The 22,763-nt window shown below is 58.7% G+C and carries 24 protein-coding genes and 1 pseudogene; 12 read left to right on the top strand and 13 right to left on the bottom strand.

Annotation, left to right across the window (positions count from 1 at the left end; translation table 11 throughout):
• Positions 1–42 precede the first annotated feature (42 nt).
• From HU724_RS23065 to HU724_RS23075, 3 genes are all read left to right on the top strand, one after another.
• Positions 43–777, top strand: coding sequence for a hypothetical protein (locus tag HU724_RS23065; RefSeq protein WP_186569509.1), 735 nt, complete (start codon positions 43–45; stop codon positions 775–777).
• A gap of 71 nt (positions 778–848) precedes the next feature.
• Positions 849–2,768 carry an alkaline phosphatase D family protein gene (locus HU724_RS23070; RefSeq protein ID WP_186569510.1) on the top strand — a complete coding sequence of 640 codons (1,920 nt, stop codon included), beginning with the start codon at positions 849–851 and terminating at the stop codon, positions 2,766–2,768.
• 169 nt (positions 2,769–2,937) lie between these two features.
• A complete protein-coding gene (locus tag HU724_RS23075; RefSeq protein ID WP_016770565.1) occupies positions 2,938–3,129 on the top strand; it encodes a type II toxin-antitoxin system Phd/YefM family antitoxin in 192 nt (63 codons plus the stop codon).
• On the opposite strand, the gene HU724_RS23080 is transcribed toward HU724_RS23075, so the two are convergent.
• Positions 3,130–4,311, bottom strand: coding sequence for an aspartate aminotransferase family protein (locus HU724_RS23080; protein WP_186569511.1), 1,182 nt, complete (start codon positions 4,309–4,311; stop codon positions 3,130–3,132).
• A gap of 102 nt (positions 4,312–4,413) precedes the next feature.
• Between HU724_RS23080 and HU724_RS23085 the strand changes: the two genes are divergently transcribed.
• The 3 genes from HU724_RS23085 to HU724_RS23095 all read left to right on the top strand — a co-directional run bounded on the left by HU724_RS23085 (position 4,414) and on the right by HU724_RS23095 (position 6,595).
• On the top strand, positions 4,414–5,340 hold the full coding sequence (locus HU724_RS23085) for a LysR family transcriptional regulator (protein ID WP_186569512.1): 927 nt from the start codon (positions 4,414–4,416) through the stop codon (positions 5,338–5,340).
• A 15-nt stretch (positions 5,341–5,355) separates the two neighbouring features.
• A complete protein-coding gene (locus HU724_RS23090; RefSeq protein ID WP_186569513.1) occupies positions 5,356–5,760 on the top strand; it encodes a GNAT family N-acetyltransferase in 405 nt (134 codons plus the stop codon).
• 133 nt (positions 5,761–5,893) lie between these two features.
• Complete coding sequence (locus HU724_RS23095) at positions 5,894–6,595, top strand: hypothetical protein (RefSeq protein ID WP_186569514.1); 702 nt, start codon at positions 5,894–5,896, stop codon at positions 6,593–6,595.
• A gap of 272 nt (positions 6,596–6,867) precedes the next feature.
• Here the strand turns inward: HU724_RS23095 and HU724_RS23100 are convergent.
• From HU724_RS23100 to cyoA, 6 genes and pseudogenes are all read right to left on the bottom strand, one after another.
• Positions 6,868–7,358: pseudogene (locus tag HU724_RS23100) on the bottom strand (RidA family protein).
• Between the two features lie 236 nt (positions 7,359–7,594).
• On the bottom strand, positions 7,595–8,482 hold the full coding sequence (gene cyoE, locus HU724_RS23105) for a heme o synthase (protein WP_016773305.1): 888 nt from the start codon (positions 8,480–8,482) through the stop codon (positions 7,595–7,597).
• 10 nt (positions 8,483–8,492) lie between these two features.
• Positions 8,493–8,828 (bottom strand): cytochrome o ubiquinol oxidase subunit IV, encoded by a 336-nt coding sequence (cyoD, locus tag HU724_RS23110; RefSeq protein WP_011335842.1) that lies wholly within the window; start codon positions 8,826–8,828, stop codon positions 8,493–8,495.
• A complete protein-coding gene (gene cyoC, locus HU724_RS23115) occupies positions 8,828–9,451 on the bottom strand; it encodes a cytochrome o ubiquinol oxidase subunit III (protein ID WP_024014230.1) in 624 nt (207 codons plus the stop codon). The genes cyoD and cyoC overlap by 1 nt, the downstream gene beginning before the upstream one ends.
• Before the next feature lie 3 nt (positions 9,452–9,454).
• The gene (gene cyoB / locus HU724_RS23120; protein WP_016773302.1) at positions 9,455–11,485 is read right to left on the bottom strand and encodes a cytochrome o ubiquinol oxidase subunit I; all 2,031 of its coding nucleotides are present in this window, start codon (positions 11,483–11,485) and stop codon (positions 9,455–9,457) included.
• Between the two features lie 3 nt (positions 11,486–11,488).
• Positions 11,489–12,430, bottom strand: coding sequence for a ubiquinol oxidase subunit II (cyoA, locus tag HU724_RS23125; protein ID WP_024014231.1), 942 nt, complete (start codon positions 12,428–12,430; stop codon positions 11,489–11,491).
• A 350-nt stretch (positions 12,431–12,780) separates the two neighbouring features.
• On the opposite strand from cyoA, the gene HU724_RS23130 reads away from it, so the two are divergent.
• Positions 12,781–13,116, top strand: coding sequence for a hypothetical protein (locus HU724_RS23130; RefSeq protein ID WP_186569515.1), 336 nt, complete (start codon positions 12,781–12,783; stop codon positions 13,114–13,116).
• A gap of 142 nt (positions 13,117–13,258) precedes the next feature.
• Here the strand turns inward: HU724_RS23130 and HU724_RS23135 are convergent, their stop codons facing one another.
• Together HU724_RS23135 and hmpA are read right to left on the bottom strand one after the other, a co-directional pair.
• On the bottom strand, positions 13,259–13,768 hold the full coding sequence (locus HU724_RS23135) for a disulfide bond formation protein B (RefSeq protein WP_186569516.1): 510 nt from the start codon (positions 13,766–13,768) through the stop codon (positions 13,259–13,261).
• A gap of 220 nt (positions 13,769–13,988) precedes the next feature.
• Complete coding sequence (hmpA, locus tag HU724_RS23140; RefSeq protein ID WP_186569517.1) at positions 13,989–15,170, bottom strand: NO-inducible flavohemoprotein; 1,182 nt, start codon at positions 15,168–15,170, stop codon at positions 13,989–13,991.
• 166 nt (positions 15,171–15,336) lie between these two features.
• Between hmpA and norR the strand changes: the two genes are divergently transcribed.
• On the top strand, positions 15,337–16,899 hold the full coding sequence (gene norR, locus HU724_RS23145) for a nitric oxide reductase transcriptional regulator NorR (protein ID WP_186569518.1): 1,563 nt from the start codon (positions 15,337–15,339) through the stop codon (positions 16,897–16,899).
• Positions 16,900–16,910: 11 nt separating this feature from the next.
• Here the strand turns inward: norR and HU724_RS23150 are convergent.
• Positions 16,911–18,094, bottom strand: a protein-coding gene (locus tag HU724_RS23150) for an IS3 family transposase (protein WP_217847178.1) whose coding sequence is annotated in 2 segments (ribosomal slippage) — positions 16,911–17,830 and positions 17,830–18,094 — 1,185 coding nt in all. Because the reading frame shifts where the segments join, the coding sequence is not laid out codon by codon here.
• A gap of 380 nt (positions 18,095–18,474) precedes the next feature.
• Between HU724_RS23150 and HU724_RS23155 the strand changes: the two genes are divergently transcribed.
• From HU724_RS23155 to HU724_RS23170, 4 genes are all read left to right on the top strand, one after another.
• Entirely contained in the window at positions 18,475–19,377 is a 903-nt protein-coding gene (locus HU724_RS23155) for a chemotaxis protein CheV (RefSeq protein ID WP_016773296.1), read from the top strand.
• 3 nt (positions 19,378–19,380) lie between these two features.
• A complete protein-coding gene (locus HU724_RS23160; protein WP_186569195.1) occupies positions 19,381–19,863 on the top strand; it encodes a GNAT family N-acetyltransferase in 483 nt (160 codons plus the stop codon).
• Between the two features lie 149 nt (positions 19,864–20,012).
• Entirely contained in the window at positions 20,013–20,339 is a 327-nt protein-coding gene (locus tag HU724_RS23165) for a hypothetical protein (protein ID WP_186569194.1), read from the top strand.
• A gap of 83 nt (positions 20,340–20,422) precedes the next feature.
• The gene (locus tag HU724_RS23170; protein WP_186569193.1) at positions 20,423–21,172 is read left to right on the top strand and encodes a YkgJ family cysteine cluster protein; all 750 of its coding nucleotides are present in this window, start codon (positions 20,423–20,425) and stop codon (positions 21,170–21,172) included.
• Between the two features lie 134 nt (positions 21,173–21,306).
• Here HU724_RS23170 and HU724_RS23175 read toward each other — a convergent pair whose 3' ends face one another.
• The 3 genes from HU724_RS23175 to HU724_RS23185 form a co-directional block, all read right to left on the bottom strand.
• Positions 21,307–21,546: a hypothetical protein gene (locus HU724_RS23175; RefSeq protein WP_016773292.1), complete on the bottom strand. Its 240-nt coding sequence runs from the start codon at positions 21,544–21,546 to the stop codon at positions 21,307–21,309.
• A gap of 139 nt (positions 21,547–21,685) precedes the next feature.
• Positions 21,686–22,105, bottom strand: a complete 420-nt coding sequence (locus HU724_RS23180; RefSeq protein ID WP_065616625.1) for a hypothetical protein — start codon at positions 22,103–22,105, stop codon at positions 21,686–21,688.
• Complete coding sequence (locus tag HU724_RS23185; RefSeq protein WP_110646179.1) at positions 22,068–22,697, bottom strand: nucleotidyltransferase domain-containing protein; 630 nt, start codon at positions 22,695–22,697, stop codon at positions 22,068–22,070. The genes HU724_RS23180 and HU724_RS23185 overlap by 38 nt, the downstream gene beginning before the upstream one ends.
• Between the last annotated feature and the right edge of the window lie 66 nt (positions 22,698–22,763).

Consider the following 22,763-nt stretch of genomic DNA (forward strand, 5'->3'; position numbering starts at 1 on the left):
TCGCGCCGCGCTTGGATTGTTGAAAGGTAAGGAAAGGATCAAATGGAGTTTTTGCGTTTTCTGGCGTTCGTCGCTGTCTGGGGTTTCATGTGGCGCTGGGTGGTGAAGAACCGCGGCAGCTGGAATATTTTCTACGGCAACATCGTTGGCGCGGCGGGTGGGTTCATTGTCGGGCTGGTGATGTTGTCGATCACCTTTTCGCTGTTTCCTTCGTCGCTCGATCACGAGGCGCAGGCGCAAAACACGCCAGTCGTCGAGTCGACCTCTGTACTGCCTGACGCCGAGGCAGTCACGCCCGCCACCGAACTGAAAGATGCGACGGTTTTTGCTGCCATCGAAGCGGATGACAAGCCTTCCCCGCCGGACTCCGCACTGTTGCCGAATAACGTCAGCCGAGCGCCGAAATCAATGGCGGTACAGACGGTGCTGAATCAGAGCGACTACGAGGGTCGCATGGCCCTGGCCGCGCTGAACAAGAAGTTGCGCGGCGACGCACAGGCCGACAAGTCGATGATCGCGTATGTCATGTGCAGCCCGTTTGTCACCAGCACCCTGCGTTATCCCGCTTCGGCGCGTTTTGCCGACAGCAAAGCGCTGGTCAGCCATCGCTACAAGGATCAGGTCTACAGCTTCAGCAACAGCGTCACTGCGCGCAACATGAATGGCGACGATGTCACCTACCGTTTTGATTGCTCCGTGCAGGAATTGCCACGGGTTGATGCGACGGCTGGGGAGTGGCGTTTGCTGGCGCTGAAACTGCAAAAAGCCGACTCTTAAGGCTGATTTAAGGGATCAAGGCGCCGGCTGCGCTATCATCGCCGGCCTGTGCGCCTTGAACTTTATCCTCAATGTTTCCAACACCCGATAACCTGATCTCGCTGCCTCCCGTCCTGGCCGGCCCGCTGCTGCGGCGGCTGGAGCCGACGCGCGTAGTGCTGTGGCTAGTGGGCTCGCGTGAACTGTCGCTGACCTTGCGCCTGCAAGGTGTAGGAGATATTCCGCTCGACTCAGAGAAATGCACGGTCATTGCCGTAGGCCGTCATGCGTTCGTGCATCTGATCGACGTTCAACTTGAAAGCGCCCTGCCCTGCGACACGTTTATCGCTTACGACCTGCTGATCGATGACGCCATCGGTATGGCTGAGTGGGCGCCTCATCTGCTTTACCCCGGCGCTACCTGCGCGAACCTCGTCGTGCGTTCGCGGATCGAGCAATTGCTCCACGGCTCCTGCCGCAAGCCGCATCATCCGGCAACCGATGGTTTGCTCTGCGTCGATCAATTGCTGGCCGACGAAACCGATGCGCAACGGCGCCCGGCGCTGCTGATGATGAGCGGTGATCAGGTCTATGCCGACGACGTTGCCGGGCCGATGCTGCGGGCGATTCATGCCCTTATCGAGCGTCTGGGTCTGTTCGATGAGCACCTTGACGGTGCCGTGGTCAGCGACAGCGCCAAGCTCTATCAACACCCGGCCAGCTACTACCACCGTGCGGATTTGTTACCGGCGCTAGAGAGCAACGAGACCTTGCGCGAGCGATTTTTCGGTGGCGCGCGTAAGCCGATTTTCACCAGCAGCAGTGCCGACAATCACCTGGTGACATTCGCCGAAGTCATGGCCATGTACATGCTGGTGTGGTCGCCGACGCCGTGGTCGCTGATCAATCCGAGCGCGCCGACGCTGACGCCGGAACGCCGCAAGCGCTACCACCTCGAGCAGACGCGCATCGATGCCTTCAAGACGGGCCTGGGCAACGTCGCGCGGGCGCTGGCGCATCTGCCGAGCCTGATGATTTTCGATGACCACGACATCACCGATGACTGGAATCTTTCTGCGCAGTGGGAGGAAACCGCCTACGGCCATCCGTTCTCCAAACGCATCATCGGCAACGCGCTGATTGCTTATCTGTTGTGTCAGGGCTGGGGCAACAATCCGGATGCCTTCAAAGGAATGCTGGAGCAGACCGCGCAACTGAGCGCCAGTGGCGACGACGGCTATCTGGACATGCCGGTGCAGGACAATCTGATTGATCAGTTGCTGCGTTTTCAGCAGTGGCATTTCGTATTGCCGAGCACTCCGGCACTGGTGGTGATCGACACGCGCACCCGGCGCTGGCGCAGCGAGATGGCGCTCAAGCAACCATCGGGCCTGCTCGACTGGGAAGCCTTGAGCGAACTGCAACAGGAACTGCTCGATCACCCTTCGGCAATCATCGTGTCGCCGGCGCCGATCTTCGGCGTCAAGCTGATTGAAACCGTGCAGAAGGTGTTCAGCTGGTGCGGTTATCCGCTGCTGGTCGACGCGGAAAACTGGATGGCCCATCGCGGCGCGGCACAGGTGATCCTGAACATTTTCCGACACTCGCGCACACCGGGGAACTACGTGGTGCTGTCCGGCGATGTGCATTATTCCTTCGTCTACGAAGTCCTGATCCGCCACCGCAAGGCCGGCCCACGGATCTGGCAGATCACCAGCAGCGGCATCAAGAACGAGTTCCCGCCAACGCTGCTGGAATGGTTCGACCGCCTCAACCGCTGGCTCTACTCACCGCGCTCGCCATTGAACTGGTTCACCAAACGCCGCCTGATGCGCATCGTCCCGTATACGCCGGAACATGCCGAGGCCGGGGAGCGGCTGTGGAATTCGGCGGGGATTGGACAGGTGTTTTTCAATGAACAGGGGCAACCGAGCGAGATTGTTCAGCACAACTCGAATGGGGCGGAGAAGACGAGGATGCTGGCGCCGGAGTTGGGAGATGGGCCAGACTGAAACCAGATCTGAGCATAGGTGGAGGGCCCGGCAACGGGCACTCCACCTGCTGACAATTACAGCAGATAAGGATTACAAGCCTCTCGGAAACGTCTCCGAAGTGCTTAAGTGATACTGGGCGCAATCACAGTCGACCTCGCTGTGTACCAACCACTCGCAGGCCCACATCATGCAAACCATCACCTTCAGCAAAACCACAGCTCACCTGGCCTTGTCGATGGACCAAGCAACCAATGATCGCGAACCGTTGCTGATTACCAGGCGCGGTGCCGAACCGGTTGTGATGATAGGTCTGACTGACTATGAGTCACTTTTGCGGACAGTCAATTCGCTGTCCTTACCAGACACTCCGCAGCAGTGATTATGCAGATAGGGCTGACGACAACGCCCGCCCAACCCCTCTGACAATCATCCCTACCTCGCGCTCATCAATCGTCAGCGGCGGCAGCAACCTGATGGTCTTGCCACGAGTCACGTTGATCAACAAGCCGTGATCCCGCGCGGCGATCAGCGTCAGGTCGCGCACCGGTTGTTTCAGCTCGATGCCGATCATCAGGCCCTGCCCCCGGATTGCCAGCACGTTCGGGTTGTCTGCCAATTCGGCGCGCAAGCGTTCCAGCAGCCGTGCGCCCTGCACCCGCGCATTCTCCAGCAGGCCTTGCTCTTCGATGATGTCCAGCACCGTGCAGCCAACCCGACAGGCCAGCGGATTGCCACCGAAGGTGCTGCCATGGCTGCCCGGGGTGAACAGGTCGGCCGCGCGGCCACGGGCCAGGCAGGCGCCGATCGGCACGCCATTGCCAAGGCCTTTGGCCAGGGTCATGACATCGGGCACGATGCCTTCGTGTTGAAAGGCGAACCACTGCCCGGTACGGCCGATGCCGGTCTGGATTTCATCGAGCATCAGCAGCCACGCGTGGCGATTGCACAGGTCGCGCAGGGCCTTGAGATAACCCGGCGGCGCGATTTGTACGCCGCTTTCGCCCTGAATCGGCTCGACCAGAATCGCCACGATGCGCGCGCCGTGTTTGCGTTGTATTTGCTCCAGCGCGGCGAGATCGCCGAAAGGCACTTTGACGAAATCCCCCGGCAGTTCGTTGAAGCCCAGGCGCACCGCCGGGCCATCGCTGGCAGACAGCGTGCCGAGGGTGCGGCCATGAAACGCGTTGGCCATGACCACCACCAGCGGCTGCTCGATGCCTTTGCGCCAGCCGTACAGACGCGCCAGTTTCAGTGCCGTCTCGTTCGCTTCGGCGCCGGAGTTGTTGAAGAACGCGCGCTCCATCCCCGACAACGCCGTCAGCCGTTTGGCCAGTTGTTGCTGCCAGTCGATGCTGTACAGGTTTGAGGTGTGCAGCAGCAGCCCCGCTTGCTCACTGATCGCCGCGACGATGCGCGGATGCGAGTGGCCGACATTGGTCACTGCCACACCGGCAACGGCATCCAGATATTCGCGCCCCGCCTGATCCCACAGGCGCGTGCCCAGGCCCTTGGTGAAACTCAGGGCCAGGGGTTGGTAGGTGTTCATCAGGGCGGCGGTCATGACGCGAAACTCCATTGCAGGTCGGTGTATTTGCAGTATGGTTAGCCACCTGAGCTGGATAAACTCGGAAAAACTTCAATCATTTAAAAGCCGAGCTTGATAATGGATTTGTTTCAGTCGATGGGCGTGTACGTCAAAGTGGTCGAAACCGGGAGCATGACGGCCGCCGCTGCGAAGTGCGAAATGTCGACGACGATGGTAGGCAATCATCTGCGCGCGCTGGAGCAACGGCTCGGCGTGCAACTGCTGCAACGCACCACGCGGCGCCAGCGCCTGACCGAATTCGGCAGCGTCTATTATCAGCGCTGCCTGGAAGTGCTCGGCTTGGTGGCCGATTCCGAACGCCTTGCCGAACAAGCGTCGGACGAGCCGCGCGGCTTGCTGCGTATCACCGCGCCGCTGACCTTCGGCGTCGAACGACTGACCCCGGCCCTCAGCGAATATTCCTTGCTCTATCCGCAAGTGAAGCTTGACGTGGTGCTGACCAACGGCCGTCCGGATCTGCTGGAGAACGGCCTCGATGTCGCATTCCGCCTAGGCAATTTCGACCAATCCAACCTGATCGCCCGGCCTTTGATCGACTACACCCTGACGGTCTGCGCCTCCCCCGAATACATCGCGCGGCGCGGCATGCCGCACACGCCACAGGATTTGCAGCAACACGATTGCCTGTCCTTCGCCTACCCGGCTGGGGATGACTGGCAGTCGGTGGAAAAACGCTGGCGTCTGAGCGGCCCGGAAGGTGAAGTCCTCGTCGACGTCAGCGGGCCGATGCTGATCAACAGCTCCGCCGGTCTGCACCAGGCGGCGCGCAACGGCATGGGCATCATGATGCTGCCCGACGCGCTGGTGGAACAGGATCTGCGCGACGGCAAACTGGTCAGGGTAATGACGGACTACCAACCGCCGAGCAGGCCGATGCATCTGTTGTATGCGCAGGATCGCTATCGATTGCCGAAGCTGAGACGCTTTGTCGAGTTTGCGATGCGTACTTGGGGCAAATCTGACGCTGGGCGTTCAACAATCTGAAAAGGAGTTCAACCCATGCGAAACACTCTCAACGTACGTAACCTGCGTCCCGATGAAACAGAGTTGGCACGGCTGTTTCTCGGCAAGCATGGCTGGAGTCATCGCACTGGCGATGCAGAATCGTTCGCTCGCCTGATTCAAAACTCACAGCGCACGGCTGTGGCCATTCAGGGCGAGCAGATTGTCGGTTTCGCCCGTGGCATCACCGACGAATTGTCCAATGGTTACCTGTCGATGGTAGTGGTCGATGATCGCCATCGGCGCAAAGGAATCGGGCGGGCACTGGTGGAGTACGTCATGGGTGACAACCCGGACATCACCTGGGTGCTGCGCGCTGGACGCGAAGGCGCTGAAGCTTTTTTCGCCGGCCTGGGCTTCGAGAAGTCCGTGATTGCCATGGAACGTCAGCGCCGCAAATAGCGCACGGTGGAAAATTCCCGACCACCAGACCGTTGCTCCGTGACAACGCCGCGCCGCTCCCCTAAATTAGTCGGCCTGAAAAAGACCTCGTGCTTTCTCGCCTCAACTCAAGTTAAAAAGTAGTGAAATTTCAATGTCCGATTTCAACACCGCTGAATCCGTAGTCACCCAGTCGTCCAAAGCGGAATACGAAAACTCCATCAATCTTTCACAACACCTGCCACAAGCCAAAATCATCAGCGAGATGGTCCTCGACGCGTTCCAGTCGACCCGCGAGAGCGACCAGATCCGTGAATTGCGTGCGGCGATCCGTCAGGCGCATGACAGTTTTGATGACGACAAGGCGTACGAGCTGATGGGCGAACTCAAGCGCCTGAAAGACGCCGAGGCAGCGGACATCGCCGCGCTGGAAGACCTGAGCAGCAAGTTCTCGATCGGGCGCATTCTGTCCTGCTTCAAGGACGATCCGGCGTTTCAGGAAATCGTTTATGGTCTGGCGCTGAAAGTGCTGAATCAGACCCATCAGGCGATCAGCAATCCGAGCGGCGGCAAGAGCAAGGCCGCCAAAAAGAAAGAAGTGGAAATCTTCACCATCAGCAAGGACGGCGCCAGCGTGACCCTGCCAATGCGCACGCCGCGTTCGCGCCTGAATGTTGATCGTGAGGCACTGGAATTCCTCGGTTTCACCTTCGTCGGTGAAGGCGATGAAGCCGAGCTGGAGAGCGAAACCTTCGTCGATAACGCCGGTACGGAACAGGCGGTGAACCGCAAGAACATCATCACCGCACTGCAGCAGCAGACGGCGTTTGATGGTTACAGCATCGCGGCGCAGTAATCTGCCAAGCGCTTGTGAAAAAGCCCCGCACTGAGATTCAGGCGGGGCTTTTTGTTGTCCGGCTTGTGATTCGTGAGGAGGCGAAAATCGTCGCCCCTCATCGGAACGCCGCCCGCCCAGCCCTCTCCCGAGGTAAAGGGAGCCGACTTGTGTGATTTTCAAACCTGAGTTCGGCTCGGTATTTCAGGTCGGCGTATATCTTGAGAGCCCCTCAGTCAGTCCCCTCTCCCTCCGGGAGAGGGTTAGGGTGAGGGCAAACCGCTAACCCCCCCTCAAGCCGAAGGATGCAACGCCGCAATCATGTCCACTTCAATCGCCGCATTCTTCGGCAACTGATACACGCCGATGGTCGTGCGCGTATGCCGTCCGGCATCGCCCAGCACATGGCTGAACACGTCCGAAGCGCCGTTGGCCACTTCGCTCAGGTCGACAAAGTCAGCAGTCGACTTCACATACACCGTGACCCGCAACAACGCGCGAATCTTGTCCAGCGAACCGACCGCATCGACGATCAGCGCCAGGCAACGCATGGCGCTGATGCTCGCCGCTGCTTGTGCATCCTTGAGGTTCAGTTCCAGCCCCACGCGACCGGGATAGAGAATCTTGCCATTGACCCGCGGCACCATCCCGCTGATGTACAGCTCGTCGTGATGACGATCAGCGGCGCGTAATTGCCACCGGCGGTGTTCTCGCCATAGATGTCGTAGTTGAGTTCTTCAGCCAGGGCGATAAAGCGCTCATCGCAGGTCATCCGTTCGGTCATTGCGCCCAGCCTTTTGATCAATGCACGGGTTGAGACAGTCGAGCACCGAAGGATGGCTTGGAGCTACTACTGTCGGGGTTGGATCCGAATCTAGGTCTTTTACCGAATGGCCGCAACCGCAAACTGTGGGAGCGAGCCTGCTCGCGAATGGCAGCACCCCGAACGAGCATATTTCAACCAACAAAAAACCCCGCACATCTCTCAACGTGCGGGGTTTTTTCTGAAGCTTGCAAACCTTACGGCGCGTACGTCAGCAACAGCTCTGTCGGCACCTTGAAGTCCAGGGACATCATGACGCTCAACGCAGTGATGGTGAAGATCGAGAACACGAACAGCTTGCGTGCCCAGACGGTGTCATCGACTGCCTTGTAGCCGGTCCAGGCCATGTACAGCCAGTACATGCCCATGGCGGCGGCGACGGCGAGGTAGCTCATGCCGGCGTAGCCGCTGAAGGTCAGCATCAAGGTCGCCACGAGGAACGCCAGGATGTAGAGCAGGATGTGCTTCTTCGCCACTTGAATGCCGCGTTTCACTGGCAGCACCGGAATCGATGCGGCCAGGTAATCGTTGAAACGGAAAATCGCGATGGCGTAGGAATGCGGCATCTGCCACAGGCTGAACATCACCAGCAGGGTCAGTGCGGCCATGTCGAAGCTGTTGGTCACGGCAACGTAACCGATCACTGGCGGCATGGCGCCCGACAGACTGCCCACCAGCGTGCCGTGAACCGACTTGCGCTTGAGGTACAGGCTGTAGAAGCCGACGTAGATGATGAAGCCGATTACTGCGAACAAGGCAGCCAACGGGTTGGCCACCTTGTACAACAAGGCAACGCCGAGAACACCCAGAATGGTCGCGTAAACCAGGGCCAGTTTCAGGGAGATGAGGCCCTGGACCAGCACACGGTTCTTGGTGCGTTCCATCTTCAGGTCGATGTCGCGGTCGATGCAGTTGTTGAACACGCAACCGGAGGCCACGACCAGGGAAGTACCGATCATGGCGGCCAGAAACACCGCCAGATCGACATGCCCTTTCGAGGCCAGGAAGAACCCGCCTGCCACAGAAAGCACGTTACCGAAAATGATCCCCGGTTTGGTGATTTGGATAAAGTGCTTGAGCGACATCGGGTCTACCTCACTTCGCCATCATGTACGTGTGGATGCTGAACATGATCCACAGCGACAGGCCAACCAGCAGCACGATCACGATCGCCGTAAAGACGAATGCGATCACGTTGTTACGCTGTGCAATGGAACGGTCCAGGTGCAGGAAGTAATACAGGTGAACGATCACCTGGATCACTGCGAACAGCAGAACGATTGCCAGCGTCGTCGACTTCGGCAGGGTCGGGTACATCACCAGACCGAACGGAATGACGGTCAGGATTACCGACAGGATGAAGCCGATGGCGTACGACTTGACGCTGCCGTGGCCAGCATCGTGGCTGTCATGGGAGTGTGCGTTAGCCATTACAGAGTCCCCATCAGGTAAACAACGGTGAAGACGCAGATCCAGACCACGTCCAGGAAGTGCCAGAACAGGCTCAGGCAGCTCAGACGGGTCTTGTTGGTCGACGTCAGGCCATGCTTGTTGACCTGATACATCATGATGCCCATCCAGATCAGACCGGCCGAAACGTGCAGACCGTGGGTACCGACCAGGGTGAAGAACGCCGACAGGAAGCCCGAACGGCTAGGACCGAAGCCCTCGGAGATCAGCAGGTGGAACTCGTTGATCTCCATGGCGATGAAGCCCGCGCCGAGCAGGAAGGTCATGAACAACCAGCCCAGGACCGCCTGCTTCTTGCCCTTGTACAACGCCAGCATGGCGAAGCCGTAGGTGATCGAACTGAACAACAGCAGAGCGGTTTCGCCCAGCACGTAAGGCAGTTCGAAGATCTCGTGGCCCGACGGGCCACCGGCAACGTTGTTTACCAGTACTGCGTACACCGCGAAGATCGACGCAAACAGAATGCAGTCGGTCATCAGGTAGAGCCAGAAACCGTATACGGTCATCTCGCCCGAGTCGTGGTGATGGTCATCGTGCCCATGGTCACCATGGGCGTGTCCAACATTGGTCACTAAGTTCGACATGGTTTAAGCCTGTTCCAACGAGGTTTCAACACGGGTGGCATTGGCCGGGATTTTCCCTGCCGCGACCAGACGCTTGTGCTGCTCGGCTTCGATACGCTCGATCGTTTCAACCGGAACCATATAGCCCTGGTCGTCACGTGCAGCGTGGATCACGAAGTAAACGACGGTGCCCACCAGGCTCGCGATCGCCAGCCACCAGATGTGCCAGATCATCGCGAAACCGAAGACGGTCAACAGCGCGCCCATCACCACGCCAGTAGCGGTGTTGTTCGGCATGTGGATCGGCTCGTACTTGGCCGGACGCTGGTACGCAGTACCGTTTTCCTTGGCTTCGGTGAACGGGTCGATGCAGTCAGCCTTAGGCAGCACAGCGAAGTTGTAGAACGGTGGTGGCGACGAGGTCGACCATTCCAGGGTGTGTGCATTCCACGGGTCACCGTGATCGCAAACGTTCTCTGGCTTGTTGCGGTCACGCACACTGACGTACAGCTGGATCAGTTGGCAGGCGATACCTACAGCAATCATCACCGCACCGAACATGGCAACGTACAGGTACGGTACCCACTCAGGGTTGGTGGTGGCGTTCAGACGACGGGTCATGCCCATGAAGCCCAGTGCATAGAGCGGCATGAACGCGACGAAGAAGCCCGAGATCCAGAACCAGAACGCTGCTTTACCCCAGCCTTCGTGCAGCTTGAAGCCGAACGCTTTCGGGAAGTAGAACGCGAAGCCAGCGATGTAACCGAATACCGCACCGCCGATGATCACGTTGTGGAAGTGCGCGATCACGAACAGGCTGTTGTGCAGCACGAAGTCAGCACCCGGGATGGCCAGCAGTACGCCGGTCATGCCGCCGATGGCGAAGGTCACCATGAAGCCCAGAGTCCACATGACTTGGCTGGTGAAGCGCAGACGGCCCTGGTAGATGGTGAACAGCCAGTTGAACAGCTTCACACCCGTCGGGATGGAAATCAGCATCGTCGCCAGACCGAAGAAGGCGTTGACGCTTGCACCCGAACCCATGGTGAAGAAGTGGTGCAGCCAGACCATGAAGCCCAGTACCGAGATCGCGCCCGAGGCGTAGATCATCGAGTGGTGGCCGAACAGTTTCTTGCCGGTGAAGGCCGAGATCACTTCCGAGAAGATGCCGAAGGCCGGCAGGATCAGGATGTAAACCTCAGGGTGGCCCCACGCCCAGAACAGGTTGACGTACATCATCGGATTGCCACCAAGTTCATTGGTGAAAATGTGGAAATCCATGTAACGGTCAAGGGTCAGCAGTGCCAGGGTAGCGGTCAGGATCGGGAACGAAGCCACGATCAGAACGTTTGCCCAGGTGCAGGTCCAGGTGAAGATCGGCATGTCCATCAGTTTCATGCCAGGGGTACGCATTTTCAGTACGGTCGCGAGGAAGTTGACCCCGGTTAACGTCGTACCCAATCCGGATAGCTGTAGCGCCCAGATGTAGTAATCCATACCCACGCCAGGGCTGTATTGCAGACCCGACAGCGGCGGATACGCAACCCAACCGGTCTTGGCGAATTCACCGATACCCAGCGACAGGTTGATCAGCACAACGCCGGACACCAGCAGCCAGAAGCTCAGGGAGTTCAGGAACGGGAACGCAACGTCACGCGCGCCGATCTGCAGCGGCACTGCAAGGTTCATCAGGCCGGTGAAGAATGGCATCGCCATGAAGATGATCATGATCACACCGTGAGCGGTGAAGATCTGGTCATAGTGTTCAGGTGGCAGGTAGCCAGGCGAACCCTCGGTGGCCATGGCCAGCTGGGTACGCATCATGATCGCGTCGGCAAAACCGCGCAGCAGCATGACCATGGCGACGATGATGTACATCACGCCGATTTTCTTGTGGTCGACCGAAGTCAGCCATTCGGTCCACAGGTACGTCCACTTCTTGAAGTAAGTGATCGCAGCGAACAGCGCCAGACCACCGAGGGCGATCATGGCGATGGTCACCATCACGATCGGCTCGTGGAATGGGACTGCTTCCCAACTTAATTTACCAAACATCGTTTACTCCTCTGCCCCGGCAGCTGAATGCGAACCCGCGTCAATATCCGTGGCCGCCACTTCTTTCTCTTTCTTCTCGTGCTTCAGCGGCTTGCCCGGCTTCATACCTTCGTACTTGTCGACGATGATCTGGAACTGGTTCGGCGTGACCGACGAGTAGAGTTCGACTGGGTTGTTCTGGCTCGGTTTGGCCAGGGCCGCGTATTCAGCCTGATCAAGCTGTTTAGGCGACTTCTTGACTTCACTTACCCAGGCGTCGAAATCTTCCTGAGTGGTGGAGATAGCCTTGAATTTCATACCGGTGAAACCGGCACCGCTGTAGTTGGCGGAGATACCGTCCATTTCAGCGTTGCGGTCAGCGATCAGGTGCAGCTTGGTCTGCATGCCCGCCATCGCGTAGATCTGGCCGCCCAGGCCCGGGATGAAGAACGAGTTCATCACGGCGTCGGAGGTGATCTTGAAGTTGATTGGCGTGTGCGCCGGGAACACGATCTTGTTGACCGTGGCAATGCCTTGTTCCGGGTAGATGAACAGCCACTTCCAGTCCAGCGCGACGACTTCGATGGTCACCGGCTTGACGTCAGACTCGATCGGACGATACGGGTCCAGCTCGTGAGTCGAGATGTAAGTGATGTAGCCCAGGGCGATGATGATCAGCACCGGGATGGTCCATACGGCCACTTCGATCTTGGTCGAGTGCGACCACTTCGGCGTGTAGACGGCGTTCTTGTTCGAAGCGCGGTACTTCCAGGCAAACAGGAAGGTCATGACGATGACCGGCACGACGACCAACAGCATCAGCAGCGTGGCGGTGATGATCAGGTTGCGCTGTTCCAGGCCGACCTGGCCCGTTGGATTGAGCAAGGTCATGTTGCAGCCTCCCAGCAACAACGTGCCGAGCAGCGGCACTAGGCCTAGTAATCTGGGGTACCTGTTTTTACTCATCTCACGACCTCTAAAGCAGCTTGCGCAATGCAGTTGGGTTTTGATCGCCAACACTTCACCCTGCCAAGGGTTGGCATTTTCTTTGGATTGAATAAGGGCCGCCCGTCGCGCGTCTCACGCTCGACAAAACCTTGGGACAGCGTTCAGTTCTTATTCGAATTCGTGGTCAAAGGCCTTGTTACAGACCAATTCCATTTGGTGCGGAAAATTGGAAAGGCACCGACACCAGGGTGTCTCGAAAACCTCGCGGCTCGCTCGACACCCGACCTCCTGATCAGTTCCTTGATAAAGGCTGAACAGCGTCGGGAATTCAGTGCGGGCGATTGTAGATAGGTAGCGCCCTATACACCATGTCTTATCCCGAAATAATTTTTATCACTCAGAGCAACAATCCATCGCCATTTTTGCAAAAGTTGCGCAAGTTATCGAAAGCGTTTCTCAATAAAAGCAGCAAAATCCGTCAGCAAAACCGCCTCAAATCAGACAGCTCTGCACCCGATCTACAAACGCTGGAGCGGCGCAAAGCCCGATATTCCAAGGGCTTCGTCCATCTGCCGGCGCCTGTTAAAACTGCCTGCTCTGGTACGTCCGTGCTGAAGCCCGAAAACGCTGAAACTGGCCAATGTTTTTATGTAACAGTCGGCCAATCCGCCGCATCCCGAGTCCCTGCGACAGCCCCTGTGTGACAACATGTCGCACATTTGCCGCACGCTTCATTGCCGTTCGTCACGGTGTTTTCACAAACGCTCTGAAATGCAAAACGCCCCGATTTTCAGCAGCGAAAATCGGGGCATTTTGTTTATCGGCAGCTCTGCCGAGAAGTTGACTTCAGTGCAGCGCTTTTCGATTACGCGAAGTCAGCAGAGGCACCAGAATGACCACCAGCACGAACGCCACCAGCGCCCATTGCGCCAGCGACAGGCCGAGGATCGGCGGATACGGCGTCGAGCAGAAACCGTCAACCCGGAAGCCCAGCGGGAAGATCTTCGCCAGCGGCAGATCATCGACAATCGGCTGCAGCACATCGACGCCACAGCTCACCGCCGGATAGAACTGCGTATAGACGTGATGCCCGGCCACACCGGCCCCGGCGATCGCACAGATCACCACCAGCGTCTCGAACACGGTGATGCTGCGACGGCTGCGCATGCCCGCACCAATGAAGGCGAACAGTGCAATCAGCAACAGTGCATAGCGCTGCAGGATGCACAGCGGGCAAGGTGCTTCGCCGAGCACGACCTGCATGTAAAGTGCGCCGCCGATCAACGCCAGGCAGATGATCCCCAGCAACACCAGATAGCGCCGCTCACGCCCCAACCGCATCGTTTCCTCGCTCATTGCCTTTCCTTTGTAAGTCCATGGTCCAGCCGGCCGGCGGCTGAAATTGTCGCAAGTCTACACCGGGGCAATAAACGATAGAGCGGTTAAGGAATGATTAACCAACATGGCTTTGCGGCGCGCAGAAGATTCGCGTGCAGGCTCGCTCCCACCGGACCTGCGTCGAACGCAAATCCGGTGGGAGCGAGCCTGCTCGCGAACGAGACAACTCGGTCTCGGATCACTCCAGAGCAGCAGCCGGGCCGAAGAACTCGTAACGGCTCTGTTTCTCCGGAACGCCCAACGCTTTCAGATGCCGCTTGATCGCGCCCATGAACCCTTTCGGTCCGAGGAAGTACGCATCGACATCGCGCTGTACCGGCAGCCACTGGCCGAGCAGTTCTTCGTTGAGCAGGCCAACCTTGTCCGCCGCCGGGCTGACGCCATCCTCTTCGGCGTAGCAATAGAAGCGCTTGAGTTGCGGATGACGCGCCGCGAGCCCATCGACCCAGTCGCGGAACGCATGGACGCTGCCATTGCGCGCGCAGTGGATAAAGTGCACCGGACGTTCGGTGGCCAGCGCGGCTTCCAGCATCGCCAGCGTCGGGGTGATGCCGACGCCGCCGCTGATCAGCACCAGCGGCTTGTCGCTGGCCGCCAGGGTGAATTCGCCCGACGGCGGGAACAGTTGGATGCTCGCGCCGACGTGCAGTTGATCATGCAGGTAGTTGGACGCGCGACCATTCGGTTCACGCTTGACGCTGATGCGGTACTGACCGTTATTGGCCAGTGCCGAGAGCGAATAGTTGCGGCGGATTTCTTCGCCGTCGAGGATCAGCTTCATGCCGATGTACTGACCCGGTTCGGCCGCAAGAATCAGCCCTTTGTCTGCCGGTTCGAAGTAGAACGAGGTGATTTCCGCGCTCTCCTGCACTTTCCCCGCGACGATGAATTCCCGCGCACCGCGCCAGCCGCCGACGGCGTGTTCCTTCTGGTCATAGATCGCGGTTTCCGCGCCGATCAGGATGTCGGCCAGTTGCCCGTACGCAGCGCCCCAGGCACTCATCACCTCAGGCGTGGCGATCTCTTCGCCGAGCACTTCGGAAATGGCGCGCAGCAGGCAGCTGCCGACGATCGGGTAATGCTCCGGCAGAATCTGTAGAGCGACGTGTTTGTTGATGATTTTCGCCACCAGATCGCCCAACTGGTCGAGTTGATCGATGTGCCGGGCGTACATCAGCACGCCGTTGGCCAAGGCACGCGGCTGATCGCCACTGGCCTGATGCGCCTGGTTGAACAGTGGGCGCACCTGCGGGTATTCGGAGAGCATCATGCGGTAGAAATGCGTGATCAACGCCTCGCCGCCGCTTTCCAGCAGAGGCACGGTGGATTTGATGATGGCACGATCCTGGACGCTAAGCATAAAAGTAACTCCTGCGCTTTCTTGAAAGATTGCCTTGGGGATATCAGCTTTCGTGCCAACTAATTAATCGTTTAAATTCAATGAGTTGAGATGCGCATAGTCATTTAGACACAAATGAACGTATAGTCATCTCGACTACACCTTGTCTCTTTGACTACAAAAAATCATGACCGCTAAATCCTTGCTTACCGCCCTGCTGCCTCTGGTCGCCGACCTCTCCCGCGAACTGCCCGAAGGTGAGCGCTACCGGCGCCTCCTCGAGGCCATGCGCGCCTTGTTGCCTTGCGATGCCGCCGCGTTGTTGCGTCTGGATGGCGAATCATTGGTGCCGCTGGCGGTAGACGGCTTGAGTACCGACACCCTCGGGCGCCGCTTCAAGGTCAGCGAGCATCCGCGTTTTGAAATCCTGCTGGCCGGCGCCGGGCCGACGCGCTTCGCTGCCGACAGCGACCTGCCCGATCCTTATGACGGTTTGGTCGATGGCCTCGACGATCACCTCGAAGTTCACGACTGCCTCGGCTGTCCTTTATTCGTCGATGAAAAACTCTGGGGCCTGATCACCCTCGACGCGCTGGACCCCGAGCGTTTCGAGCCGATCGAACTCGACGCCCTGCAAGCCTTCGCCAGCCTCGCCTCGGCCACAGTCAATGCGGCCGAACGCATCGAACGGCTGGCCACTCGTGCCGAGGACGAACATCAGCGCGCCGAGGTTTACCGTCAGGCCAGCGGCCAGCAGAACCGCGAAATGATCGGCCAGAGCAAAGCGCACAAACGTCTGGTGGAAGAAATCAATCTGGTCGGCGGCAGCGACCTGACCGTTCTGATCACCGGCGAAACCGGCGTCGGCAAAGAGCTGGTCGCCCAAGCCATTCACGCTGCTTCCGCGCGCGCCGACAAACCGATCATCAGCCTCAACTGCGCCGCGCTCCCCGACACGCTGGTGGAAAGCGAACTGTTCGGCCACGTGCGCGGCGCCTTCACCGGCGCCACCAGCGACCGCCGCGGCAAGTTCGAACTGGCCAACGGCGGCACGTTGTTTCTTGACGAAGTTGGCGAGCTGTCGCTGACGGTCCAGGCCAAGTTGCTGCGCGTATTGCAGAGCGGTCAGTTGCAGCGCCTGGGCTCGGACAAGGAGCATCAGGTCGACGTGCGTCTGATTGCCGCGACCAATCGCGATCTGGCCGAAGAAGTGCGCAGCGGTCGCTATCGTGCCGACTTCTATCACCGCTTGAGCGTGTACCCGCTGCGGGTGCCGGCCCTGCGCGATCGCGGGCGCGACGTGTTGCTGCTCAGTGGCTTCTTTCTCGAGCAGAACCGCTCACGCATGGGCCTCAATAGCCTGCGTTTGAACAGTGATGCTCAGGAAGCGCTGCTCGCCTATACCTGGCCGGGCAATGTCCGCGAGCTGGAGCATTTGATCGGGCGCAGTGCGCTGAAGGCGTTGGGCAACTGCAAAGTGCGGCCGAAAATTTTGAGTCTGAGCGCGGCGGATCTGGATCTGCCCCGTGAGGTTGTGAATAACGTGGTTGCGCCTGCCAATGCAGATTTGGCTAATGTGATGCCGATGATCGGTGGTGATTTGCGCAGTGCCACCGATGAGTTTCAGCGGCGCCTGATCAGTGCAGCGCTGGAGCGTCATCAGGATAACTGGGCGAGTGCGGCCCGGGAGTTGGGGGTGGATCGGGCGAATCTGGGGCGGATGGCCAAACGACTAGGCATGAAGAGCTAAAAGTGCAGTGGTCAACTAATTCCGGACACCTCGATAGGTGGTTTTGACGCCATCGCCCGCTCATAGACGGTCGGTGGCAGATAGCCCAGTTTCGAGTGCAGCCGTTCGTTGTTGTAAAACCCAACGATGTACTCGGTGATGTCGCGGATCGCTTCAGCATGGTTCGCGTAGTCACGTCGCCATACCCGTTCCATTTTCAAACTCAGGAAGAAGCGCTCCATCACGGCATTGTCCCAGCAATTACCTTTACGGCTCATGCTCTGCTGCATGTCGTTTCTTGCCAATAACTCTCTGTAAGTTGCGCTCGCGTATTGGCTGCCACGATCCGAGTGGGCAATCAGTCCTGGCGGTGGTTGACGTTGCGCGATGGCCAGCTGCATTGCGGTGCACACCAGCTCTGCCGGCATGTTGGGAGCCATCGACCAGCCCACGATCTTGCGTGAAAACAAGTCCAATACCACGGCCAGGTACAGCCAGCCACTGCGGGTGCGGATGTAGGTGATGTCAGCCACCCATGCCTTGTTTGGTGCCGCTGGATCAAATTTTCGGTTCAGCACATTCCCAGCAATCGGCAGGTCATGATTGCTATCGGTCGTGTGTACAAACTTGCGCTTCCATGCCGAGCGTAGGCCGTTGGCACGCATCAGACGGCGGATTTTATACAGCCCAACAGACAAGCCTTTGCCACGCAAAGCGTCGCGCAATGGGCGGCTGCCGTAGCAGCCACCACTCTCGGCAAAAGAAGCCTTGAGCTGCACAACGACAGGGCAACTCTGCCGAACGGGCGCATCAACCCGCTTCTGAGACTCATAGAAGCCCGAACGGCTAATGCTCAGTAGTCGACAGACATGTGCCACTGAGTAAGCCTTCTCTTGCAGCTGCCGAACCAGTCGATACCTTACTTCAGCTCGCGGGCAAAGAAGGCGGTAGCCTTTTTTAGGATGTCGTTATCCACTTTGAGCTGCCGATTTTCCTGCTCCAATTGCCGGATGCGCTGTTGCTCCGCCGTTAATGGTTTACCGATTCCGGCCTGCCCCAATTGCTCTGCCTCGTATTGCTGAAGCCAGCGTCGAACGGCTGTCTCACCAATGTTCAGATCCTGGCAAACCTGCGAAACGGTTAGCCCCTGATCCTTGACCATCTTCACGACTTGCAGCTTGAAGCTGTCGTCGAATGCCCTGCGTTTTTTGGTCATGAATAACTCCTCGATAGATGTATTTTCCACCTATCGGGGTGTCCGGGGAAATTAGACCACTGCAAAGCACACCCTCACCCTAGCCCTCTCCCAGAGGGAGAGGGGACTGATTGGGGGATATTGAAGAATTCCACTGACGTGAAAGATTTCTTCCGAATTCATAATCGACTCGGTCGTTCAGGTCGGTGTAAAACGCCAGACACCTCCGTCGGCCCCCTCTACCTCTGGGAGAGGGCTGGGGTGAGGGGCAGTGATAGAGAGAACAGCGATCAACTAAAGCCGACTACCCGACAACTAACCTAAAGCCCATCCCTTTAACGCCGATAACACGGCATCAAAGGTTTCTGGCGATTTCCACTCTCGCCCCACAGAAGGTTCTTATGTCTTCCACCAAAGCCCGCGCAGATTCACTTTCGCTTCTGCTGTTTACCTTGCGCAGCGGCAAGCTGATGGCGATCAACCTGCTGAAAGTCAGTGAAATCATCCCCTGCCCGCCGCTGACCAAGCTGCCTGAGTCGCATCCGCACGTCAAAGGCATCGCCTCCCTGCGCGGTGCATCGCTGTCGGTGATCGACCTCAGCCGCGCGATCGGCGAGCGGCCGCTGGAAGATCCCAACGGTGGCTGCCTGATCGTCACCGATGTCAGCCGTTCCAAGCAGGGTCTGCATGTGCAGGCGGTGAGCAAGATCGTCCATTGCCTGACCACCGACATCAAGCCGCCACCGTTCGGCTCCGGCGGCTCGCGCGCCTACATCACCGGCGTGACCTCGGTGGACGGCACGCTGGTACAGGTGCTGGACATCGAAAAAGTCATCCACAGCATTGCCCCGGCGCAGATCGAAATGGCGCCGACCGACCTGACCATGGAAGACGCTGAAGTGCTCGGCAACGCGCGCATTCTGGTGGTCGATGACAGCCAGGTGGCCCTGCAGCAATCGGTGCACACCCTGCGCAACCTCGGCCTGCAATGCCACACCGCGCGCAGTGCCAAGGAAGCCATCGACTGCCTGCTCGACCTGCAAGGCACCGCGCAGCAGATCAACCTGATCGTCTCCGACATCGAGATGTCGGAAATGGACGGCTACGCCTTCACCCGCACCCTGCGCGAGACCCCGGACTTTGCGCACTTGTACGTCTTGCTGCACACCTCCCTCGACAGCGCGATGAACAGTGAAAAGGCCCGGCTGGCCGGTGCCAATGCGGTGCTGACCAAGTTCTCCTCGCCTGAGCTGACCCAACGCCTGATCGAAGCCGCCAAACACGTCGCGGCGAACGGGCACTGAGTCTTGGCCGAGACGTTTTGCTTTTTGCTGCGCCGCGACTTGAGTGGGGTTCTGCCGGATGCGCAGTGGCCGGAGGGGATTGAGCTGTCCGTCTACCGCGAGGAGCTGGCGCCGGCGGTGCATCAGTTGATGCAGCTCGGACAGCTGGAAGGTGGCGGTCGAGTGCCGTCACTGCACGACTGGCGTCAGCGCTTTGCCAGCGACCCTGAATACGATCCAGCATTGTGTTTCGTGGCCTGCGATGCCGAGGGCGTGGTGGGCGTGGCGCAGTGCTGGACCAGTGCCTATATCAAGAATCTGGTGGTGCATCCGCGAATGCAAGGCCGGGGGCTTGGGCGGGCGTTGTTGCTGCATGCCTTCAGCGTCTTTCAACAGCGCCGCGAGGGGTTTGTCGATTTGCGGGTTCTGGAGGACAACCTGCGGGCGCGGCGGTTGTATGAGAGTGTCGGGATGTGTGTGGTCCGCCGGGAATTGGTGCCGAACTGATCAAAGTCAAAAGATCGCAGCCTCCGTCCTACAGGAAACCGCATTTCCATGTAGGAGCTGCCGAAGGCTGCGATCTTTTAGCGGTGCCCCAGGCAACAAAACTCTTCAGGCAGACTCAAACCTTGGCCATAACCAAGGATGCCCCAACCATGAAAGCCATCACCCTGGCCCTGCTCAGCCTCACCGCCCTGGCCTCCCAGGCCCACGCCTCCAGCCCCGACGCCTGGGCCGCCTACGACAAAACAGTGCTCGCCAGTTGCACGAAGACCAGCGGGCTGAAAAACGTAAAACCGGTCGGCACGCCCGCGCAATTCGACGACCGCGTCGGTTACACCGCCGTTCTGCTGCAAGGCCAATACCCGCAAAAACACATGAAAGGCCAGCAAGGCAGCGAGCTGTGCCTGTACAACAAACAGTCGAAAACCGCGTTCGTCACCGAGTGGGATTCGATTCGCCCGACCGCCAAATATCAGTGAATGGCGCACAACTTGCTTCGATCCGGCCCTGTGCGGTGGTTTTCCGCCACCGTTTCACACCCTGATTGAAGAAAGATCGCTCAATGAATACGACGTTTTCCTGCGTAGGTTGCGGCAAATGCTGCACCGACCACCATGTCCCGCTGACGCTCGCCGAAGCCCGCATGTGGGCGGCCGATGGCGGTCAGGTGATCGTGCTGGTCGAGGCATTTCTCGGCAATGGCCTGGGCCTGCCGGCGCAGCAGCGCGAACATGCCGAGCGCCGTTCGGCAGTGGTCCGCAGTGGCACTGCCGATGCTCATGTGGCGATCACCTTTGCCGCCTACAACGTCGGCCCCTGTCGGAATCTTGACGACGACAAGCGCTGCCGAATCTACGAGCGCCGCCCGCTGGTGTGCCGGATTTACCCGGCGGAAATCAATCCGCACATCCCGCTCAATCCAGCTGCCAAGGATTGCCCGCCAGAGTCGTGGGAGCAGGGGCCGGAGTTGATTGTGGGAGGCGAGCTGGTTGATCGGGAACTGGTTGAGCTGATCCAGCGTTCGCGTCAGGCGGATCGGGATGACATCAAACTCAAGGATGCGATCTGCGCAACGTTGGGAATTCGCACCACGGCGCTCAAGGGCGACGGGTTCACCGCGTACTTGCCGAACATGGATGCGTTTGCAGCAGTGATCGACCAAGTGAGCGCGCAACCGCTGGCGGCGCAAACCAGTGAATGGCTGTTTCATTTGTCCGGCGATGACGTGGCCGGACAGGTACTGGCTGCGGGTGGGCAGGTGGTGACGGAACCGGCGCAGACTTATGCGTTCATTTCATTGCGCGCGGCTTGATCTGATATTTGTGCTGTAGCGGATGTCGCTTTCGCGAGCAGGCTCGCTCCCACAGGTTTGGGTTCTACACAAATCCAATGTGGGAGCGAGCCTGCTCGCGAAGAGGCCAGCACAAGCACCATCGCTTTCCGATGTCAGCGCTTGCCCATCGACCGACGCGTGCCCGGCGGCGCCATGCCCGGGGTTTTGGTGTGGCCATTCTTCGCGCCATTCTTGTACCACGGCTGATTCGAGCCTTTCGCCGAAGCCAGCTCGCCCGGCTTGAACGGGAACTTGAACGCCGGGATCTCGGCCTTGGTTTCGCTGGCGTCAGCCACTTCAGCCGGGACGTCGCTCACAGCGTCGTCAACCGGTGGTTGGGTCGGGGAAGTCATAAAAGCTCCGGGAACAAAAAGTCGGCCCGATCAGAGAGCCGCAAAGGCGCGCAGTATACCTGTGCGCTCTGGCTCGGCATCTGAAGATTTGCGCGATGCGCTGAATGGCTGCCTGGCACTGACACTGCGTGATGATATTTCAGTTCATGCGATGCTGAACGTCACTCAACAATTGCGAGGTGCTCTCCAGCAACTGCTCAAGAAGCGCGTCATCTTCATCCATATAGCCTTCATATTCGGCGAGATTGCGCCGCTCGTGGCATAGCGCAAACAATCGCACCTGAACCTTGCTGCTTTGAGTGGTATGGATCAGGCACTGGAATACCAGATAGCGCTTGTCCGATCGATAGCCACTCAAGCGAAGAGCTGTCAGCGCCAGCGCGTGAGCGGCGTTGTAGGCCAAATCGAACCGGCTGGAAAACGACAGTGTGCAAGTGTGCGCATCCTTGAGCCTGTCCAAAGCCGATCGCATCAGACCTTCACACTCCTTGCGGTCAGGTGGCTCCGCTTTCAGTACACCGCTACGTAGAAGATTCTCCAGACTCTCGTTGCTGCCCATCCTTGGACTCCAAAGGGTTTGCCCCTGACAGATCGATTTTTTCCTGCTGCATCACTCGCATGACAAAACTGTTCTGTGCCGCCAGCTTCCTGGCCCAGTCTTGCGGGGTGTATAGCGTCGGGTTGATGGGACGCCCCAATTGCTCCTCCAACGGCATGAGTCGCTCCATCAACTCACTGTAGTGCAGACCTTCGCCAATCAGCATGAGATCTATGTCACTGAGTGTGTTCGCCGAGTTTTTGGCGATGGAGCCATACACAAACGCCCACGTGATCTGTTCGGCAAACGGTTCTAATGCCTGACGAAGAGGCTCGGCAAAACCGAATGTCTTGCGCGTGATGCCCAGAAGCTCCGCGTAAATAGGACATGCGGGATTGGCCTGGTAATGGGTCTGGTTACCCACTCGAGTCATGCTGAGGATCCCGGCTCTTTGCAATCGATCGAGTTCACGCATCAGGCCGCCTTTGCCAACCTGTGCCCAGCGCACAATTTCGTTGGCGTAGAACGTCTGGTCAGGCTTGCCGAACAACAATCCCAACACTTTTTGCTGGGTGGCGGTGAACAGGGCTTCGCTTAAAGAAAGGTTTTCCACTGGCGCAAACCGAAGAGTCCCAAAACAGGAACGATAGGTCCCTTTTAGGGACTTATCAACTCAACG

It is taken from the genome of Pseudomonas iranensis, from assembly GCF_014268585.2.
Taxonomy (GTDB): Bacteria; Pseudomonadota; Gammaproteobacteria; order Pseudomonadales; family Pseudomonadaceae; genus Aquipseudomonas; species Aquipseudomonas iranensis.

What these genes read in the sequence shown, in the direction of transcription:
- norR (WP_186569518.1), top strand. Translation starts at nt 15,337, where the DNA reads ATGACCGCTAAATCCTTGCTTACCGCCCTGCTGCCTCTGGTCGCCGAC.
- HU724_RS23065 (WP_186569509.1), top strand. Translation starts at nt 43, where the DNA reads ATGGAGTTTTTGCGTTTTCTGGCGTTCGTCGCTGTCTGGGGTTTCATG.
- HU724_RS23175 (WP_016773292.1), bottom strand. Translation starts at nt 21,546, where the DNA reads ATGACTTCCCCGACCCAACCACCGGTTGACGACGCTGTGAGCGACGTC.
- HU724_RS23155 (WP_016773296.1), top strand. Translation starts at nt 18,475, where the DNA reads ATGTCTTCCACCAAAGCCCGCGCAGATTCACTTTCGCTTCTGCTGTTT.
- HU724_RS23095 (WP_186569514.1), top strand. Translation starts at nt 5,894, where the DNA reads ATGTCCGATTTCAACACCGCTGAATCCGTAGTCACCCAGTCGTCCAAA.
- HU724_RS23085 (WP_186569512.1), top strand. Translation starts at nt 4,414, where the DNA reads ATGGATTTGTTTCAGTCGATGGGCGTGTACGTCAAAGTGGTCGAAACC.
- cyoB (WP_016773302.1), bottom strand. Translation starts at nt 11,485, where the DNA reads ATGTTTGGTAAATTAAGTTGGGAAGCAGTCCCATTCCACGAGCCGATC.
- cyoE (WP_016773305.1), bottom strand. Translation starts at nt 8,482, where the DNA reads ATGTCGCTCAAGCACTTTATCCAAATCACCAAACCGGGGATCATTTTC.
- HU724_RS23135 (WP_186569516.1), bottom strand. Translation starts at nt 13,768, where the DNA reads ATGAGCGAGGAAACGATGCGGTTGGGGCGTGAGCGGCGCTATCTGGTG.
- HU724_RS23080 (WP_186569511.1), bottom strand. Translation starts at nt 4,311, where the DNA reads ATGACCGCCGCCCTGATGAACACCTACCAACCCCTGGCCCTGAGTTTC.
- HU724_RS23130 (WP_186569515.1), top strand. Translation starts at nt 12,781, where the DNA reads ATGTCTTATCCCGAAATAATTTTTATCACTCAGAGCAACAATCCATCG.
- hmpA (WP_186569517.1), bottom strand. Translation starts at nt 15,170, where the DNA reads ATGCTTAGCGTCCAGGATCGTGCCATCATCAAATCCACCGTGCCTCTG.
- HU724_RS23090 (WP_186569513.1), top strand. Translation starts at nt 5,356, where the DNA reads ATGCGAAACACTCTCAACGTACGTAACCTGCGTCCCGATGAAACAGAG.
- HU724_RS23180 (WP_065616625.1), bottom strand. Translation starts at nt 22,105, where the DNA reads ATGGGCAGCAACGAGAGTCTGGAGAATCTTCTACGTAGCGGTGTACTG.
- cyoD (WP_011335842.1), bottom strand. Translation starts at nt 8,828, where the DNA reads ATGGCTAACGCACACTCCCATGACAGCCACGATGCTGGCCACGGCAGC.
- cyoA (WP_024014231.1), bottom strand. Translation starts at nt 12,430, where the DNA reads ATGAGTAAAAACAGGTACCCCAGATTACTAGGCCTAGTGCCGCTGCTC.
- HU724_RS23170 (WP_186569193.1), top strand. Translation starts at nt 20,423, where the DNA reads ATGAATACGACGTTTTCCTGCGTAGGTTGCGGCAAATGCTGCACCGAC.
- HU724_RS23165 (WP_186569194.1), top strand. Translation starts at nt 20,013, where the DNA reads ATGAAAGCCATCACCCTGGCCCTGCTCAGCCTCACCGCCCTGGCCTCC.
- cyoC (WP_024014230.1), bottom strand. Translation starts at nt 9,451, where the DNA reads ATGTCGAACTTAGTGACCAATGTTGGACACGCCCATGGTGACCATGGG.
- HU724_RS23070 (WP_186569510.1), top strand. Translation starts at nt 849, where the DNA reads ATGTTTCCAACACCCGATAACCTGATCTCGCTGCCTCCCGTCCTGGCC.
- HU724_RS23075 (WP_016770565.1), top strand. Translation starts at nt 2,938, where the DNA reads ATGCAAACCATCACCTTCAGCAAAACCACAGCTCACCTGGCCTTGTCG.